This window comes from Micromonospora sp. NPDC023633, from assembly GCF_040640035.1.
In the GTDB taxonomy this organism is placed as follows: Bacteria; Actinomycetota; Actinomycetes; order Mycobacteriales; family Micromonosporaceae; genus Micromonospora.
The window spans coordinates 1-14,351 of record NZ_JBFABB010000149.1 but is presented as its reverse complement, the minus strand read 5'-3'; the positions used below and the strand labels follow the sequence as shown (position 1 = coordinate 14,351).

Here is a 14,351-nt window from a genome sequence, read left to right as displayed (position 1 = left end):
GCGCGGCCGGGCACCGGATCCGACGCCCGTGGCGGCTCAGGGACCGCAGTAGAGCAGGCGGTTCGGCGTACCGCTGACCACGCCCGTGGCCACCCCGGTCGTCGCCCTGCCGACCAGGTACGCGGTCACCTGCGCGGGGCTCCAGGTCGGGTTGGCCGAGAGGGCGAGCGCGGCGCAGCCGGCGACGTGCGCGGCGGCCATCGAGCCGCCGCTGATGGTGACCGCCGCCGTGTCGCCGGTGTGCCAGGTGGAGGTGATGTTGGCGCCGGGGGCGTACAGGTCCAGGCAACTGCCGTAGTTGCCGCTCGGCATCCGGGCGTCGGTGATGGTGGTACCGGCCACGGTGAGCGCTGCCGCCACCCGCGCCGGGGAGTAGTTGCAGGCGTTGGCGTTCGAGCTGCCCGCCGTGACGGCGTAGGTCACCCCGGAGGCGATCGACCGGTTCACCGCGGCGTCCAGCGCCGTGCTGGCGCCGCCGCCGAGCGCCAGGAGCGCCACCGCCGGCCGCACGGCGTTCGCGGTGACCCAGTCCACGCCCGCGATCACCTGGGAGAAGGTGCCGCTGCCGGCGCAGTTGAGCACCCGCACCGGGCGCAACTGGACCTCCTTGGCCACCCCGTGCCGGGTGCCGCCGATGGTGCCGGCCAGGTGGGTGCCGTGGCCGTTGCAGTCGTCCGCCGGGCCGCCGTCGACGAGGTCGACCCCCACGCCGGCGCGGCCGCCGAAGTCGCCGTGCGTGCTCCGGATGCCGGTGTCGATGACGTACGCGTGCACGTTGTGCGCGGTGTTCGGGTAGGCGTACCGGCCGTCGAGCGGGAGAGAGCGTTGGTCGATCCGGTCCAGCCCCCACGACGGCGGGTTGAGCTGCACGCCCGGGCCGACGAGGGTCACCACCCGGTCCCGCTCCACGTACGCCACAGCCGGGTCGGCGGCGAGCCGGCGGGCCGCCCGCTCGGGCAGGTGCGCCACGAATCCGGTGAGCGCGTGCCCGTAGACGTGGCCGAGGGCGGCCCCGTAGCGGTCGGCCAGCCGGTCGGCGGCCTTCGTGACGGCGGCCCGCCGGTCGCCGGAGTTCCCGAGTGCGTCGCCCCTGAGCACCACGACGTATCCGTCGGTCACGGCGTTCGCGGCGTCGGCGTGCAGGATCTCGCCGGTGGCCGGGGCGGCCGCCGCGGGGGTGCCCATCGCGGCGACGACCGTGGCGGCGGCGAGTACGCCCACCGCGCGGGCCCGCCATCTCCGGGTACGGGGAAGTGTCATCTGCCGGTCCTCCTCCTGTCGGCCCCGCACCGGCTCGTGACCGGACGCGGAGCGGCCTGGCCGTTGAGAGGAGGTTATCGGCAATATAGATCCATATGAATTGCTGTCGGGTATCGGCTATTCGGCGAACCGGTAGAGCACGAAGCCGTACGGGGACTCTGCCCCGGCGTCCCCGCTCTCCCTCCCGGCTCCGCAGGCGATCACGCTGGTGTTCCACGAGCATGTGTCGCTGCGGACGTCCTCCAGCTGGCCCAGCTCGTCCACCTCGCCCGAGCCCACCGACATCCCGGCGACGCTGCGGTCGTCCTCGACCGAGCTGGGCGGATCGGCGAGGAGCAGCAGGTTGCCCGCGTCGAGCCGGACCGCCACCCCGCCACGCTCGGAGAGCACGGCGCGCCCGTCGGGGTCGAACAGCGTGCCGGCCGAATCCGGGGAGGTCCGCCGGGCGAGCAGGTGCTCGCCGAGCGGCACGAGCCGGGTCGCGCGCGGCGCCTTCCATTGGCTCACCTTCTCCTCGGTCGCCGCCACCACCTCGGCGGTCTCGTCGTCGCCGCCGGTGACCTCCAGCAGGCACGCCCGCCGCTCGCCGCAGGGCACCAGCGCCTTCGGCCGGCGCCGGTCGTCCTCCGCGGTGTAGAGCACCTTCGGCTGGGCGTCGCTCGTCATGTCGTACGCGAGCAGCTGGTAGCCGGCGTCGTCGCGGGCCACGTAGAGCCGGTCCTCGTGGGCCACCACCAGGTCGTCGTTGTCGGCAATCCCGGCGCGGGTGCGGACCACCCGGCCGGTGCCCATGTCGATCAGCCGGACGGACCGGTCCGCGCCCACCTGCACGATCCGGTTGACCTCGCCGCGCCAGGGGTCGCGCGGCGAGCCGTCGAGGTAGGCCGGGCCGCCCAGCGCCTCGTCGGTGGTGACCGGGTGGACGCTGGTCCCGGCGTTGTCGTACTCGTCGCGCGGGCTGGGCTGCGCCCACTCCTCGTGGCCGTCGCCGAGGCGCAGCCCGACGAGCCGCTTGCCGGTGCGGTCCACCTGCACCGCGACGCCGTCGCCGAAGAGCACGTCGTCGTTGCCCAGGATCGACCGGTGCCACCGCTGGTCGCCGGAGGCGCCGTCGAGCAGCACGAGGTCGCGGGGCGTGTCGTCGCCGATGGCGTCGGCGAAGACCGCGACAGCGCCGGGCAGGGCGACGATCCGCTTCCACCGCTCCGAGGACGCCACGGTCTGCTTCCGCCACTTCACCGCGCCGGTGCCGGCGTCGACCGCCACCACCTCCAGCCGTCCGTCATCGAGCGGATACCCGAGGTAGGCCCGGTCGCCGAGGACCGCGGTGAACATGTCCATGGGCCGCTCGGTGCCGGCGGGCACCCTGGGCAGCTGCTCGACGGTCCGGAACTCCAGCGCCGGGTAGCGGTCCCGCGTCAGGTACAGCACCGCCGCGGTCGCCACGCCGGCGAGCGCGAGAACGGCGGCGAGCGAGATCCACAGTGCCCGGCGTCGCGGGAGCGCGGGCCCGCTCCGGCCGCCGCCGGGCGGCGACACCGGCGTGCCGGAGACGGGTACGCCGGGCCACGCCCCCGGTGGCGCGAAGGGTGCCGGGCCTCCGGCCGCCGCGCTCGGCGGCGCGAACGGTGCCGGGCTCCCCACCGCTGCGCCGGGTGGGGCGAAGGATGCCGGGCCGCCGGCCGCTGCGCCGGGCGGCGCGAAGGGCGCCGGGCCTCCGGCCGCTGCGCCGGGTGGGGCGAACGGCGCGGCCGGTGACGGCGCGGCGGGCACGGTCGGGGCGGTCGACGAGTCGGCGACCATGGTCGGCGTCAGCCCGGCGGGCAGGGCCGGCGTGACGCCCTCCGGGCCGGCCACGGAGGTTGGCGCGGGGTCCGGGCCGGCGGACCCGGTCTGCGCTCCGCCGACGCCGTGGTGCGGCGCGGCGGGGTCGTGCGGCGGGCCGGCGGATCCGGACTGCGCCGGCGCGGCGACGGGTGACGCTGGCGCAGCGGACGGTGCTGCCGCGGCGGGATCGGGGCGTGGCGCTGCGCCGGGCTGCGCGGGCACGACGGCAGGGGCGGCGAAGGCGTCGGCGGACCGGGCTCGCCGGGGCAGGGGCAGGTCGGTCAGCGCCCCCTCGGCCACCGGCAACTCCGGCTGCTCGAGCACGGTCGGGGCGACGCCCAACTCGGCGTGCAGCAGCCGGGCCACCATCGGCATCCGGGTGGCGCCGCCGACCAGGAACAGGCCGGAGAGCTGCTGCGGGTCGATGCCGGCCGCGCCGATCACCTCCCGGGTCACCGCCACCGCCCGGCCCAACAGCGGCGCGGCCACCCGTTCCAGGTCGGCCCGGGTGAGCGTGACCGCCGCCTCCACCCCCGGCACGGCCACCGGCGCGGCCGTCACCCGCGACAGCATCTCCTTCGCGCCCCGCACGTTCTCCCAGAGCTCGTGCCGCTCGCGCCACTGCGTCGCGGACTCAGGACGGCTCAGCCGCTCCCACCGGGCCGGGTGCGCCTCGGCGACCAGCTCGGCGAGCCGACCCAGCAGGGCCGCGTCCACGTCCAGGCCACCGAGGTCGTCGGCGCCTCCCGCCGTGACGACCGTGAACCCGGAGTCGCCCCACGGATCGGCGCCCTCGTTGCGCAGCACCGCGACGTCCAGCGTCCCGGCGCCGAAGTCGAAGACCGCGATCGTCCCGCCCACCGGCACCGGGCGGCGCAGCACCTGCGTGTAGTAGCGGGCGGCGGCCACCGGCTCCCGCAGCAGCCGGGTGCCCGGCGGGGTGGGACCGGAGAGCGTGTGCTCGGCCGCCGACGGCCAGCCGGCCGCCGCCAGGGCGTCGGCCAGCACCTGGCGGCGGGCAGCGTCCCAGGTCGCCGGGCAGGTGAGCACCGCCGGAGGCAGGAAGCCGACCGCCTCGACGGCCGCCCGGGCCACCGCGTGCAGCGTCGCGGCCAGCAGCTCGGCCGGCGGATACCGGCGATCAGCCAACATGACCGCGGGCTCGTCGATGCGCCGCTTCGGGTTCGGCTCGTACCGGCCGGGATCGGTCCGGGCCAGCCGCTGGGCGTCCCGCCCGGCGTGCAGCAGCCCGTCCGCGTCGGCGTACACCCCGGAGGGGATGATCGGCTGCCCGTCCACGAGCAGCGGGCGGGTGTGCCCGTCGGGCCGACGCAGCACGGCGACGGTGTGGGACGTGCCGAGGTCGACGCCGAGGGCGTACCCCTCGTGCTGGCCTGCCATCTGCCGTTACCTCCGCGGGACGAGGGGATGCCCGGCCCCGCATCGTACGCAGCGGCCGCACCGGCGCCGATCCCGCCCTGACGTGCGGCTCAGCGGTACGGGCCGTCAGTCCACGATCAGGTCCAGCCCGGCGATCTGGTCGGGATCGGCGACCACCTCGATGCCGATGATCCGGTCGGTGACCACGAAGCTGAGCACCAGGCGGGTACGGCCGTCGACGACGACCAACGCTCCCGGCGCACCGTCGACGAACGCCGGGACGGCCCCCTGCGCCTTGCCGGAGAAGAAGTCGGCCACCGTGGCCGAGCCGCGCGCCTCGCTGGCCCCGCCCATCCCGACGGCCGTGGCGTCGGAGCGCAGCACGACGTGCGGGTCGAGCAGGGTGAGCAGGTCGTCGAAGCGCCCCTCGCGGGACGCGGCGAGGAACGCCTGGACGACTCCGCGCTGTCGGGCCCGGTCGGTCTCCGGCGACGGCGACCCGGCCTGCACGCGCCGGCGGGCCCGGCTGGCGATCTGCCGTACGGCGGCCGGGCTGCGGTCGACGACGGGCGCGAGTTCGTCGAAGGAGACCGCGAACATGTCGTGCAGCACGAACACCAGCCGCTCGGTGGGGCCGAGGGTCCGTAGCACCACGTCCAGCGCGCGTCCGACCGATTCCGTGAGCATCGCCTCCCGCTCGGGGTCGACCTCGCCCGCTCCCGACGTGGTCGACTCGTCGGCGGCCACGTCGGCGGGCCGCTCGTGCCGCGCGGCGCTCGATCCCAGCCGATCGAGGCAGACCCGCCCGACGGTGGTGGTCAGCCAGCCCGGCAGGTTGTCGATGCCGTCGGCGTCGGCGCGGCTGAGCCGCAGCCAGGTGTCCTGGACCGCGTCGTCGGCCTCGGCCCCGGAGCCGAGCATCCGCTGGGCCACGGAGCGCAGGCGGGGGCGCTGCTCCTCGAAACGCTCGGCGAGCAGGTCGGTGTCGCTCACGGCATCGCCACCCCGGTGGACATCCCGCCCTGGTGTGGCCCGGGTCACATCTGTCACGTCGCCCCTCCGGCTGTCGACAGCAGGGTGAGGAACCAGGAGCGCTGCGACGGCGAAGGCCGGCAGCGTAACAGGAAGGACGGTGCGAGATGTCCGTGCAGGCCCGTATGCAGAACCCCGCGACGCTGCTCCCCGACGCGGTGAAGGCGATCAACCTGCTCTACAAGGCGGCCCACTCGGCGGGCGTCCCCGGGAGCACCCTGGAGCTGGTCCACCTGCGGGCCAGCCAGATCAACGGGTGCAGCGCGTGCGTCGACTCCGGTGCCCGCAACGCCCGGAAGGCCGGGGAGACCGAGGAGCGGCTGTTCGCGGTGGCCGTCTGGCGGGAGACGCCGTACTTCACCGACGCGGAGCGGGCCGCGCTCGCGCTCGCCGAGGCCGCCACCCGGCTCGCCGACCGGGCCGACCCCGTGCCCGACGAGGTGTGGGACGAGGCCGCCCGGCACTTCGAGGAGAAGGAACTGGCCGCGCTGGTGCTCTGGCTCGCCACCACCAACTTCTTCAACCGGTTGAACGCCACCACCCGTCAGCCCGCCCCGCAGAACTGGGGCTGAGCGGCGTACGACCCGGGCGTGCGGCGGCGGCCCCGCCGCACGCCCGATCGCCGCCTACCGGAAGGGGCGTTCAGACGGTGTGCACCAGCCGGAAGCGTTCGACCAGCACCGGGGTGTCGTCGTCGACGGTGAAGCCGGGATCGCCCAGCTCCGCGCGCACCTCCGCGCTGTGCCAGAACCTCTCGTGCCCGGCCCGCCACTGCGCCACCGACTCGTACCCCTCGCCCTCGTCGAGGGCGTGTCGCAGGTCGACGTCGCCGAGCCGCACCACCCGTACGTCGGTCACCTCGATCACCGCGACCCGCCGGCCCGCCGAGTCGACCACCGCCGACCGTTGACCCACCTCGGGCATCGCCTCGCCCGCGTGCTCGTAGCCGAGCACGAGGCTGGACGTCGAGGTCTTCGCGCCCGACAGGATCGCGGCCACCAGACTGTCCCGCAGCGGCCCCGGGAAGGCGAACTCCGCCGTCGGAAGATCATCAAGTTCCACCCCGAAAGGGTACGCGCGCCGGCCGCCGGTCCGTGCCTCGCGGCGGTGCGGGAGCGAGTCCAGACATGACGTGCTGTCGTGCCCGCGTGGCATCCCCTCAGCCGACGCCACTCAGCGGCACACCCAACCGGCGGCCCGGGTGATTCGGCCGTCTCCCCGATCGACGCACAACTCGCTGGTGGCACGATCGACCCAGTAGGACTGCCCGCGCTCGATCAGCACGGGCCGGTCCAGGTGGAACCACCGGCCAACGGTGCTCACCAGCGTCAGACGCTCGGCTGTCACTCGCTCCTCCACTCCCGGTCCTCTCAGTCTGTGGTGTACGGCGCTCTCCACTCGTGCGACGGGGCAGCCTCACACATCCGCCCCTGCCATCCGGGCGGAGATCCGCCAGCCCGAACCGCGCCTGGCGGACAATTGCGGTCGTGGCCGCGTACCACGAATCCCAGGAGGACCGATGACACCCGACGACGAGAGATTTCTCCGGCACGCCGTGGAACTCGCCAACCAGGCCGGGGCGTCCGGCGAACGGCCGTTCGCCTCGTTGCTGGTCGGTGCGGACGGCACCGTCCTGATCGAGGATCACAACACCGTGGTCTCCGACTCGGACATCACCGCCCACCCGGAACTGAAGCTGGCCCGCTGGGCCGCCCGGGAACTCGCCCCCGACGTGGCCGCCGGCACCACCATGTTCACCAGCTGCCAGCCCTGCCCGATGTGCACGACCGCCATCAACCAGTCCGGCCTCGGCCGGGTGGTGTACGCCCTGTCCAGCGAGCAGTTTCAGGAGGTAAAGCCGGCCACCCCGCCGCCGCCCCCGGTGCGGTACGAGGGGCCGGCGCTGTTCGACGAGGCGCGCCAGCCAATCGAAAAGCACTACTAAGGCAGCACTCTGCACGAAGCGCTGCGGGCGCCCGACCGACGGTCGGAGGCCGCCCGCAGGGCGGACCGCAAGCGCGCCGACCGCCTCTGCCCCGCGACATCCAGTACGCCCCGTACAGGTAATCCGGTGTGAGCGTCAGACCTGGAGCGGCACCCGGGTCCTTCCACGCCGAGGAACGGGATCGGGCACGTGGCGGGCACGCCCGCAGGGACAGGCGGTAGACATGGATGTGGCCCGGGTCGGGAATCGCTCCTGACCTGGGCCACCATCGCGGAGCGGGCGACGGGAATCGAACCCGCACCGTCAGTTTGGAAGACTGAAGCTCTACCATTGAGCTACGCCCGCGTACGCCCGGATGTTGTGGGCGCGCCGACAGCGTACCCAATGACCCGCGCGGCCCGCTCAGCCGCGTCCCCCGCAGCGGCGCGTGGTGGCGCGGAGGCCGGGGGCCCGGAGGGGCCGGATGTCTGGTTGGTCCCCCTTCGGCGCGTTGAGGGACGCCCCGGCACGTCCGGCGGGTCGCGACGGCATAGACTGCTCGTCGCCACGGGGTGTGGCGCAGCTTGGTAGCGCACTCGCTTTGGGAGCGAGGGGCCGTGGGTTCAAATCCCGCCACCCCGACTGTCGTCCGCGGCCGGTCGCCGGGGTCGCCCTTCGTGCGGTCCCCGGCCGCTGCCGGTGCGTCCGGCCGGCTCGCCTACACTCGATGGGCTTATCACGCCCAGACTAAAACCGAGATCCGTCAAGGAGTACGCCTGTGAAGAGCACCGTCGAGACTCTGAGCCCGACGCGCGTGCGGCTCGCCATCGAGGTGCCGTTCGTCGAGCTCGAGCCGAGCCTCAGGAAGGCGTACCGGGAGATCGGCCAGCAGGTCCAGGTGCCCGGCTTCCGCAAGGGCAAGGTTCCGGCGGCCGTGATCGACCAGCGGGTCGGCCGGGGCACCGTCCTCAACGAGGCGGTGCAGGAGGCCATCCCGCAGAACATCCTCGCCGCCGTCCGCGAGCACGACCTGAAGACGCTCGGCCGCCCCGAGGTCGAGATCACCGAGTTCAACGACGGTGACTCGCTGAACTTCACCGCCGAGGTCGACGTCCGCCCGGAGATCACGCTGCCGGACCCGGCCACCATCGAGGTGACCGTCGACGAGCTCCAGATCGACGACAGCGAGATCGACGAGCAGGTGAAGAACCTGCGCGAGCGGTTCGCCACCCTCAAGACCGTCGAGCGGGCCGCCCAGGAGGGCGACTACGTCCAGATCGACCTGAACGCGACCGTCGACGGCGAGGACGTGCCGGGCGGCTCCGCCAGCAACATCTCCCACGAGGTCGGCAGCAAGCAGCTCCTCCCGGGCCTGGACGAGGCCGTCGTCGGCCTGGCCGCCGGCGAGAGCACCAGCTTCACCACCCAGCTCGTCGGCGGCGACTTCGCCGGCCGCGACGCCGAGGTGGCGGTGACCGTCCGCACGGTCAAGGAGAAGGAGCTGCCGGAGCTCAACGACGAGTTCGCCCAGATGGCGAGCGAGTTCGACACCATCGAGGAGCTGCGTGGCGACCTGCGCGAGCGGGTCACCCGGGGCAAGCGGGTCGAGCAGATCTACGCCGCCCGCGACAAGGCGCTGGAGCAGATGGTGGCCGCCGCCGAGGTGCCGGCGCCGGAGGGCGTCATCCGCGAGGAGGTCGAGAACCGCAAGCAGGCCATGGTCGACCAGCTCGAGCGGATCGGCGCCTCCCTGGAGGAGTACCTCGCGGCCGAGGAGAAGACCGAGGAGCAGATCGACGCCGAGCTGACCGAGGCGGCGACCGAGGGCGTCAAGGTCCAGCTGCTGCTGGACACCCTCGCCGACGCCGAGGACGTGCAGGTCTCCGACGACGAGTTCGGCCACGAGATCGTGCACCGGGCCCAGCGCGCCGGGATGGCTCCGCAGCAGTACTACGACCAGCTGGTCCGCTCGGGCGCGGCCGGTGCCGTCTTCGGTGACGTGCGGCGGGGCAAGGCCCTGGCCTCGGTCATGGAGCGCATCAAGATCAAGGACTCGGCGGGCAACGAGGTCACCCTCGACGCGCTGCGCGCCGAGAGCGAGGCCGAGCACAACCACGAGCACTGATCGTGCGGGGAGGCCGCCGTCCGCCGCCTGCGGTGGACGGCGGCCGATTCCCTTTTCGGGTACGCCCCGGCGGTGCTGCGCTGATAGCGAACACTGCCCGGACCGGCGCTCTGCCATCCGGCTGAGCGGTTAGTGTCGGGTAGGACGGTACGGAGAGCGAAGGGCTGCCATGACCGACATGCACATCCAAGCGAAGCCGCTCCGGGCGATCGATGCCCGCGGTGGCGACACCATTGGCAACCTCGACGACTCGGTCTACAACCGGTTGCTCAAGGAACGCATCATCTTCCTGGGCAGCGAGGTGACCGACCAGGTCGCCAACCGCATCTGCGCGCAGCTCCTGCTGCTCGCCGCGGAGGACCCGGACCGCGACATCAACCTCTGGATCAACTCGCCGGGCGGTTCGGTCTACTCCGGCATGGCGATCTACGACACCATGCAGTTCATCGACAACGACGTCTCGACCGTGGCGATGGGCATGGCGGCGTCCATGGGTCAGCTGCTGCTCTGCGCCGGCACCAAGGGCAAGCGCTACGCCCTGCCGCACGCGCGGATCATGATGCACCAGCCCTCCGGCGGTCTCGGCGGCACCGCGTCCGACATCGCCATCCAGGCGGAGCAGATGCTCTACACCAAGCGGATGTTCCAGGAGCGGGTCGCGCACCACACCGGCCAGAGCCAGGCGCAGATCGAGGCGGATTCCGACCGCGACCGCTGGTTCACCGCCCAGGAGGCCCTGGACTACGGCTTCATCGACAAGGTGATCATCGGGGCCGCTCAGGTTCCGGATGGCGCCGGGACCCTGAGCTGAGGAGCTGACGATGACCGACCTGAGCCTGCCGCCCCAGTTCGCGGCCGTGCACAACCGCTACGTCCTGCCGTCGTTCGTCGAGCGCACGTCGTACGGGGTGAAGGAGTCCAACCCCTACAACAAGCTCTTCGAGGACCGGATCATCTTCCTCGGCGTCCAGGTCGACGACGCGTCGGCCAACGACGTGATGGCGCAGCTGCTGACGCTCGAGGGCACCGACCCGGACCGCGACATCATCATGTACATCAACTCGCCCGGTGGTTCCTTCACCGCCATGACGGCGATCTACGACACCATGCAGTACGTCCGGCCGGACATCTCGACGGTCTGCCTCGGGCAGGCCGCGAGCGCCGCGGCCGTGCTGCTGGCCGCCGGCACCCCGGGCAAGCGGATGGCGCTGCCGAACTCGCGGATCATCATCCACCAGCCGGCCACCGAGGGCGGCTACGGGCAGGGCTCGGACATCGAGATCCAGGCCCGGGAGATCCTGCGGATGCGCACGCAGCTCGAGGAGATGCTCTCCCGGCACTGCAACCAGCCGATCGAGAAGGTCCGCAAGGACATCGACCGTGACAAGATCATGACGGCCGAGGAGTCCAAGGAGTACGGGCTGGTGGACACCATCCTCACCAGCCGCAAGAAGGGCCTGCTGGCGGCCAACGCCGCCAGCTGAACAGCTCGGGTCGCGGTCGGCCGGGAGTCCGCTCCCGGCCGACCGTCTGACACACCCGTTTTGGGGGTCGGAGAAACCTCCGCCAGCGGGTAACGTCGGGTCTGTGCCGCTCCACCGGTCCTCCGGCGGGGTGAACGAGCGGGGTGAACGAGGCGGACGCTTCCACGTCCGCAGGCGAGGGCCGGGTCTCCGGTCGACGAGTGCAGGGAGAACGTAGGTGGCACGGATCGGTGACGGCGGCGACCTACTGAAATGCTCGTTCTGCGGTAAGTCGCAGAAGCAGGTCAAGAAGCTCATCGCAGGCCCTGGGGTCTACATCTGCGACGAGTGCATCGATCTCTGCAACGAGATCATCGAGGAGGAGCTGGCCGAGTCCGGTGAGGTGAAGTGGGAAGAGCTTCCCAAGCCGATGGAGATCTGCCAGTTCCTCGACACCTACGTCGTCGGGCAGGACCAGGCCAAGAAGGCGCTCGCCGTCGCGGTCTACAACCACTACAAGCGGATCCAGGCCGAGGCGGCCGGGGCGCCGGGCTCCGGCAGTGACGCCGTCGAACTGGCCAAGTCCAACATCCTGCTGCTCGGACCGACGGGGTGCGGCAAGACCCACCTGGCGCAGACCCTGGCGCGGATGTTGAACGTGCCGTTCGCCATCGCCGACGCCACCGCGCTCACGGAGGCCGGCTACGTCGGCGAGGACGTGGAGAACATCCTCCTCAAGCTGATCCAGGCCGCCGACTACGACATCAAGCGCGCCGAGACCGGCATCATCTACATCGACGAGGTCGACAAGATCGCCCGTAAGTCGGAGAACCCGTCGATCACGCGGGACGTCTCCGGCGAGGGCGTCCAGCAGGCGTTGCTCAAGATGCTGGAGGGCACGGTGGCCAACGTGCCGCCGCAGGGCGGGCGCAAGCACCCCCACCAGGAGTTCATCCAGATCGACACCACCAACGTGCTGTTCATCTGCGGTGGCGCCTTCGCCGGGCTCGACCAGATCATCGAGGCCCGCACCGGTCACGGCGGCACCGGCTTCGGCGCCCGGCTGCGGTCGGTCTCCGACCGGTCGACCGACGACATCTTCAGCCAGGTCATGCCGGAGGACATGCTGAAGTTCGGGCTGATCCCCGAGTTCATCGGCCGGCTCCCGGTGATCACCAACGTGCGCAGCCTCGACCGCACCGCCCTGGTGCGCATCCTCACCGAGCCGCGCAACGCCCTGGTCCGGCAGTACCAGCGCCTCTTCGAGCTCGACGGCGTCGAGCTGGAGTTCGAGCCGCCGGCCCTGGAGGCGATCGCCGACCAGGCGATGCTGCGCGGCACCGGCGCCCGCGGCCTGCGGGCGATCATGGAAGAGGTCCTGCTCTCCGTGATGTACGAGGTGCCGAGCAACCCCGACGCCGCCCGGGTGCTGATCACCCGCGAGGTGGTGCTCGAGAACGTCAACCCGACGATCGTGCCGCGCGAGTTCACCGGCCGGCGTGCCCGGCGGGACCGCGAGGAGAAGTCGGCCTGATCCACCGTCGCCGCGCCCGTCCGCTCCGGTCGGGCGCGGCTTCGTGTCCGCGTCCGGGCCAGCCGGTGCCGCACGGCTCGACCACCCGCGACCCGGGGGCCCGCCAACATTCGACGCTGTCGCCGCACGCGTTCCGGTCGTACGCTGATGCCCATGCGCGTCGCCGTCTGCCAGCTCAACTCCCGGGACGACCGTAAGGCGAACCTCGCGGCCGCGGAGGCCATGCTGGAACGGGCGGCGGCGGCCGGCGCGGATCTCGCGCTCCTGCCGGAGTTCGTCGACTACCTCGGCCCCGCCGCGGGGCTCCCCGAACCGGAGCCGGTCGACGGAGAGGTGGGACGGTTCTTCGCCGACCTCGCCCGGCGGCTGGGCATCTGGTTGATCGCCGGGTCGATCCACGAGCGCGGGCCGGATCCGGACCGCACCTGGAACACCTCCCTGGTCTTCGACCGCTCCGGCACGCTCGCCGCCAGCTACCGCAAGATCCACCTGTACGACGTGGAGATCCCCGGCCGGGTCTCCTACCTCGAGTCGGCCACCGTGGCGCCTGGCGACCAGCCGGTGGTCGTCGACGTCGAGGGCCTTCGCGTCGGCCTGTCGATCTGCTACGACCTCCGGTTCCCGGAGCTGTACCGGCAGCTCGTGATCGAGGGCGGCGCCCAACTGCTCGTGGTGCCGGCGGCCTTCATGGTCCACACCGGGCGGGACCACTGGGAGGTGCTGCTGCGCGCGCGGGCGATCGAGAACCAGTGCTTCGTCGCCGCGGCGGGGCAGATCGGCGACCACGAGCCGAGCCGGACCTGTTACGGGCGCAGCATGGTGGTCGACCCGTGGGGGACGGTGCTCACCCAGGTGCCCGACGGTCCGGGCCTCGCCGTCGCCGATCTCGACCTCGACCGGATGCGGACCATCCGCGCCGAGTTGCCGAGCCTGGCCAACCGCCGCCTCTGACGTTCACCCCTGCAGCAGTACGCCCACCACGGCGAAGCCGGCGATCGCGGCGGCCGTGACCAGGAGTGCCGTCGTCATCCGGGACCGACCCCTTCGGGCCAGCCGAGCGACCGAGACCAGGACGACGAAGACCACGAAGGCGCCGATGACCAGCTGCCAGAACGGCAGCAGCAGTCCGAGCAGCGCGTCCTCGGCGAGCACGGTCACCCGGGTGCGCGGGAGGTCAGCCATGACAGACACTCTGGCACGCCGGGAGCGCCTCCGGACCCCGCGCGGTCATCACGAATGCGCGCCCACCTTCGCCCGCCGCTCCGGCACCGGGTGGCGATCGCCGGCGGCCCTCCGCGCTGTCGACAGTGGCGGACGCCGATTTGCCTTCCGCGGGCGGGCGGCGTAACTTTCTCTCTGCACGCGGAAGGCCGGACAAACCGGCCGACAAGGGCACCAGGCTCGTGGCGGGGACGCCGAGCGAGGCTGAGGATCCGGGCGGTGCGAGGACACTCCAAGACGGGGTTGCGATCGCGAGACCGACCGGGTAGAGTTTGAAAGCCGGCAGGAGCCGGGCGGATGGCCACAGAGTGGCGATCGGCCGGTCTGCGGCTTCCCACGACAGCAACGACCGCCGTGATACGGCGTGCGTCATCGTGGACCCTGGAACGCAGCCTTGATCACCTCGGACACGAGGTTGACGACGGGAAGCGAACCAAGTAAGGTAGAGGAGTTGCCCCAAGCGGGTTCCCACGATGTGGGACGCTCGAGTGGTGTGTGGTTGTTCTTTGAGAACTCAACAGGGTGCTTGATAAGCCAGTGCCAAATTGATTTATACCCCGGGCTGGCAAGCCTTTATGGTTTGTT

General features: G+C 72.1%; 13 protein-coding genes and 2 tRNA genes. 8 read left to right on the top strand and 7 right to left on the bottom strand.

Annotated features, from left to right (window positions below; translation table 11 throughout):
• Positions 1–36: 36 nt before the first annotated feature.
• From AB0G13_RS30295 to AB0G13_RS30285, 3 genes are all read right to left on the bottom strand, one after another.
• Complete coding sequence (locus tag AB0G13_RS30295) at positions 37–1,260, bottom strand: S8 family peptidase (RefSeq protein ID WP_357881651.1); 1,224 nt, start codon at positions 1,258–1,260, stop codon at positions 37–39.
• Positions 1,261–1,377: 117 nt separating this feature from the next.
• Positions 1,378–4,488, bottom strand: a complete 3,111-nt coding sequence (locus AB0G13_RS30290; protein WP_357881648.1) for an Hsp70 family protein — start codon at positions 4,486–4,488, stop codon at positions 1,378–1,380.
• 105 nt (positions 4,489–4,593) lie between these two features.
• Positions 4,594–5,460: a sigma-70 family RNA polymerase sigma factor gene (locus AB0G13_RS30285; protein ID WP_357881645.1), complete on the bottom strand. Its 867-nt coding sequence runs from the start codon at positions 5,458–5,460 to the stop codon at positions 4,594–4,596.
• Between the two features lie 146 nt (positions 5,461–5,606).
• Between AB0G13_RS30285 and AB0G13_RS30280 the strand changes: the two genes are divergently transcribed.
• Complete coding sequence (locus tag AB0G13_RS30280) at positions 5,607–6,071, top strand: carboxymuconolactone decarboxylase family protein (RefSeq protein WP_357881642.1); 465 nt, start codon at positions 5,607–5,609, stop codon at positions 6,069–6,071.
• Between the two features lie 70 nt (positions 6,072–6,141).
• On the opposite strand, the gene AB0G13_RS30275 is transcribed toward AB0G13_RS30280, so the two are convergent.
• Positions 6,142–6,561 carry an ASCH domain-containing protein gene (locus AB0G13_RS30275; RefSeq protein ID WP_357881639.1) on the bottom strand — a complete coding sequence of 140 codons (420 nt, stop codon included), beginning with the start codon at positions 6,559–6,561 and terminating at the stop codon, positions 6,142–6,144.
• 111 nt (positions 6,562–6,672) lie between these two features.
• Entirely contained in the window at positions 6,673–6,846 is a 174-nt protein-coding gene (locus AB0G13_RS30270; RefSeq protein ID WP_357881636.1) for a hypothetical protein, read from the bottom strand.
• 172 nt (positions 6,847–7,018) lie between these two features.
• Between AB0G13_RS30270 and AB0G13_RS30265 the strand changes: the two genes are divergently transcribed.
• Positions 7,019–7,444, top strand: coding sequence for a nucleoside deaminase (locus AB0G13_RS30265; protein WP_357881633.1), 426 nt, complete (start codon positions 7,019–7,021; stop codon positions 7,442–7,444).
• A 274-nt stretch (positions 7,445–7,718) separates the two neighbouring features.
• Here AB0G13_RS30265 and AB0G13_RS30260 read toward each other — a convergent pair.
• A tRNA-Gly gene (locus tag AB0G13_RS30260) sits at positions 7,719–7,789 on the bottom strand.
• Between the two features lie 202 nt (positions 7,790–7,991).
• Between AB0G13_RS30260 and AB0G13_RS30255 the strand changes: the two genes are divergently transcribed.
• The 6 genes from AB0G13_RS30255 to AB0G13_RS30230 all read left to right on the top strand — a co-directional run bounded on the left by AB0G13_RS30255 (position 7,992) and on the right by AB0G13_RS30230 (position 13,496).
• A tRNA-Pro gene (locus AB0G13_RS30255) sits at positions 7,992–8,065 on the top strand.
• A 136-nt stretch (positions 8,066–8,201) separates the two neighbouring features.
• Entirely contained in the window at positions 8,202–9,548 is a 1,347-nt protein-coding gene (gene tig / locus AB0G13_RS30250; protein WP_357881630.1) for a trigger factor, read from the top strand.
• A 169-nt stretch (positions 9,549–9,717) separates the two neighbouring features.
• Positions 9,718–10,359: an ATP-dependent Clp protease proteolytic subunit gene (locus AB0G13_RS30245; RefSeq protein WP_091628855.1), complete on the top strand. Its 642-nt coding sequence runs from the start codon at positions 9,718–9,720 to the stop codon at positions 10,357–10,359.
• A gap of 10 nt (positions 10,360–10,369) precedes the next feature.
• Complete coding sequence (locus tag AB0G13_RS30240) at positions 10,370–11,032, top strand: ATP-dependent Clp protease proteolytic subunit (protein ID WP_121399379.1); 663 nt, start codon at positions 10,370–10,372, stop codon at positions 11,030–11,032.
• Positions 11,033–11,249: 217 nt separating this feature from the next.
• Positions 11,250–12,545 carry an ATP-dependent Clp protease ATP-binding subunit ClpX gene (clpX, locus tag AB0G13_RS30235; RefSeq protein ID WP_357881626.1) on the top strand — a complete coding sequence of 432 codons (1,296 nt, stop codon included), beginning with the start codon at positions 11,250–11,252 and terminating at the stop codon, positions 12,543–12,545.
• Between the two features lie 153 nt (positions 12,546–12,698).
• Positions 12,699–13,496 (top strand): carbon-nitrogen hydrolase family protein, encoded by a 798-nt coding sequence (locus tag AB0G13_RS30230; protein ID WP_357881623.1) that lies wholly within the window; start codon positions 12,699–12,701, stop codon positions 13,494–13,496.
• Between the two features lie 3 nt (positions 13,497–13,499).
• Here the strand turns inward: AB0G13_RS30230 and AB0G13_RS30225 are convergent, their stop codons facing one another.
• Positions 13,500–13,727, bottom strand: coding sequence for a hypothetical protein (locus AB0G13_RS30225; RefSeq protein WP_357881620.1), 228 nt, complete (start codon positions 13,725–13,727; stop codon positions 13,500–13,502).
• Positions 13,728–14,351 lie beyond the last annotated feature (624 nt).

Bases quoted from the DNA above. Each gene is read 5' to 3' on its own strand.
- AB0G13_RS30290 (WP_357881648.1), bottom strand. From the start codon at position 4,488: ATGGCAGGCCAGCACGAGGGGTACGCCCTCGGCGTCGACCTCGGCACG.
- AB0G13_RS30230 (WP_357881623.1), top strand. From the start codon at position 12,699: ATGCGCGTCGCCGTCTGCCAGCTCAACTCCCGGGACGACCGTAAGGCG.
- AB0G13_RS30280 (WP_357881642.1), top strand. From the start codon at position 5,607: ATGTCCGTGCAGGCCCGTATGCAGAACCCCGCGACGCTGCTCCCCGAC.
- AB0G13_RS30245 (WP_091628855.1), top strand. From the start codon at position 9,718: ATGACCGACATGCACATCCAAGCGAAGCCGCTCCGGGCGATCGATGCC.
- AB0G13_RS30265 (WP_357881633.1), top strand. From the start codon at position 7,019: ATGACACCCGACGACGAGAGATTTCTCCGGCACGCCGTGGAACTCGCC.
- AB0G13_RS30240 (WP_121399379.1), top strand. From the start codon at position 10,370: ATGACCGACCTGAGCCTGCCGCCCCAGTTCGCGGCCGTGCACAACCGC.
- AB0G13_RS30295 (WP_357881651.1), bottom strand. From the start codon at position 1,260: ATGACACTTCCCCGTACCCGGAGATGGCGGGCCCGCGCGGTGGGCGTA.
- AB0G13_RS30225 (WP_357881620.1), bottom strand. From the start codon at position 13,727: ATGGCTGACCTCCCGCGCACCCGGGTGACCGTGCTCGCCGAGGACGCG.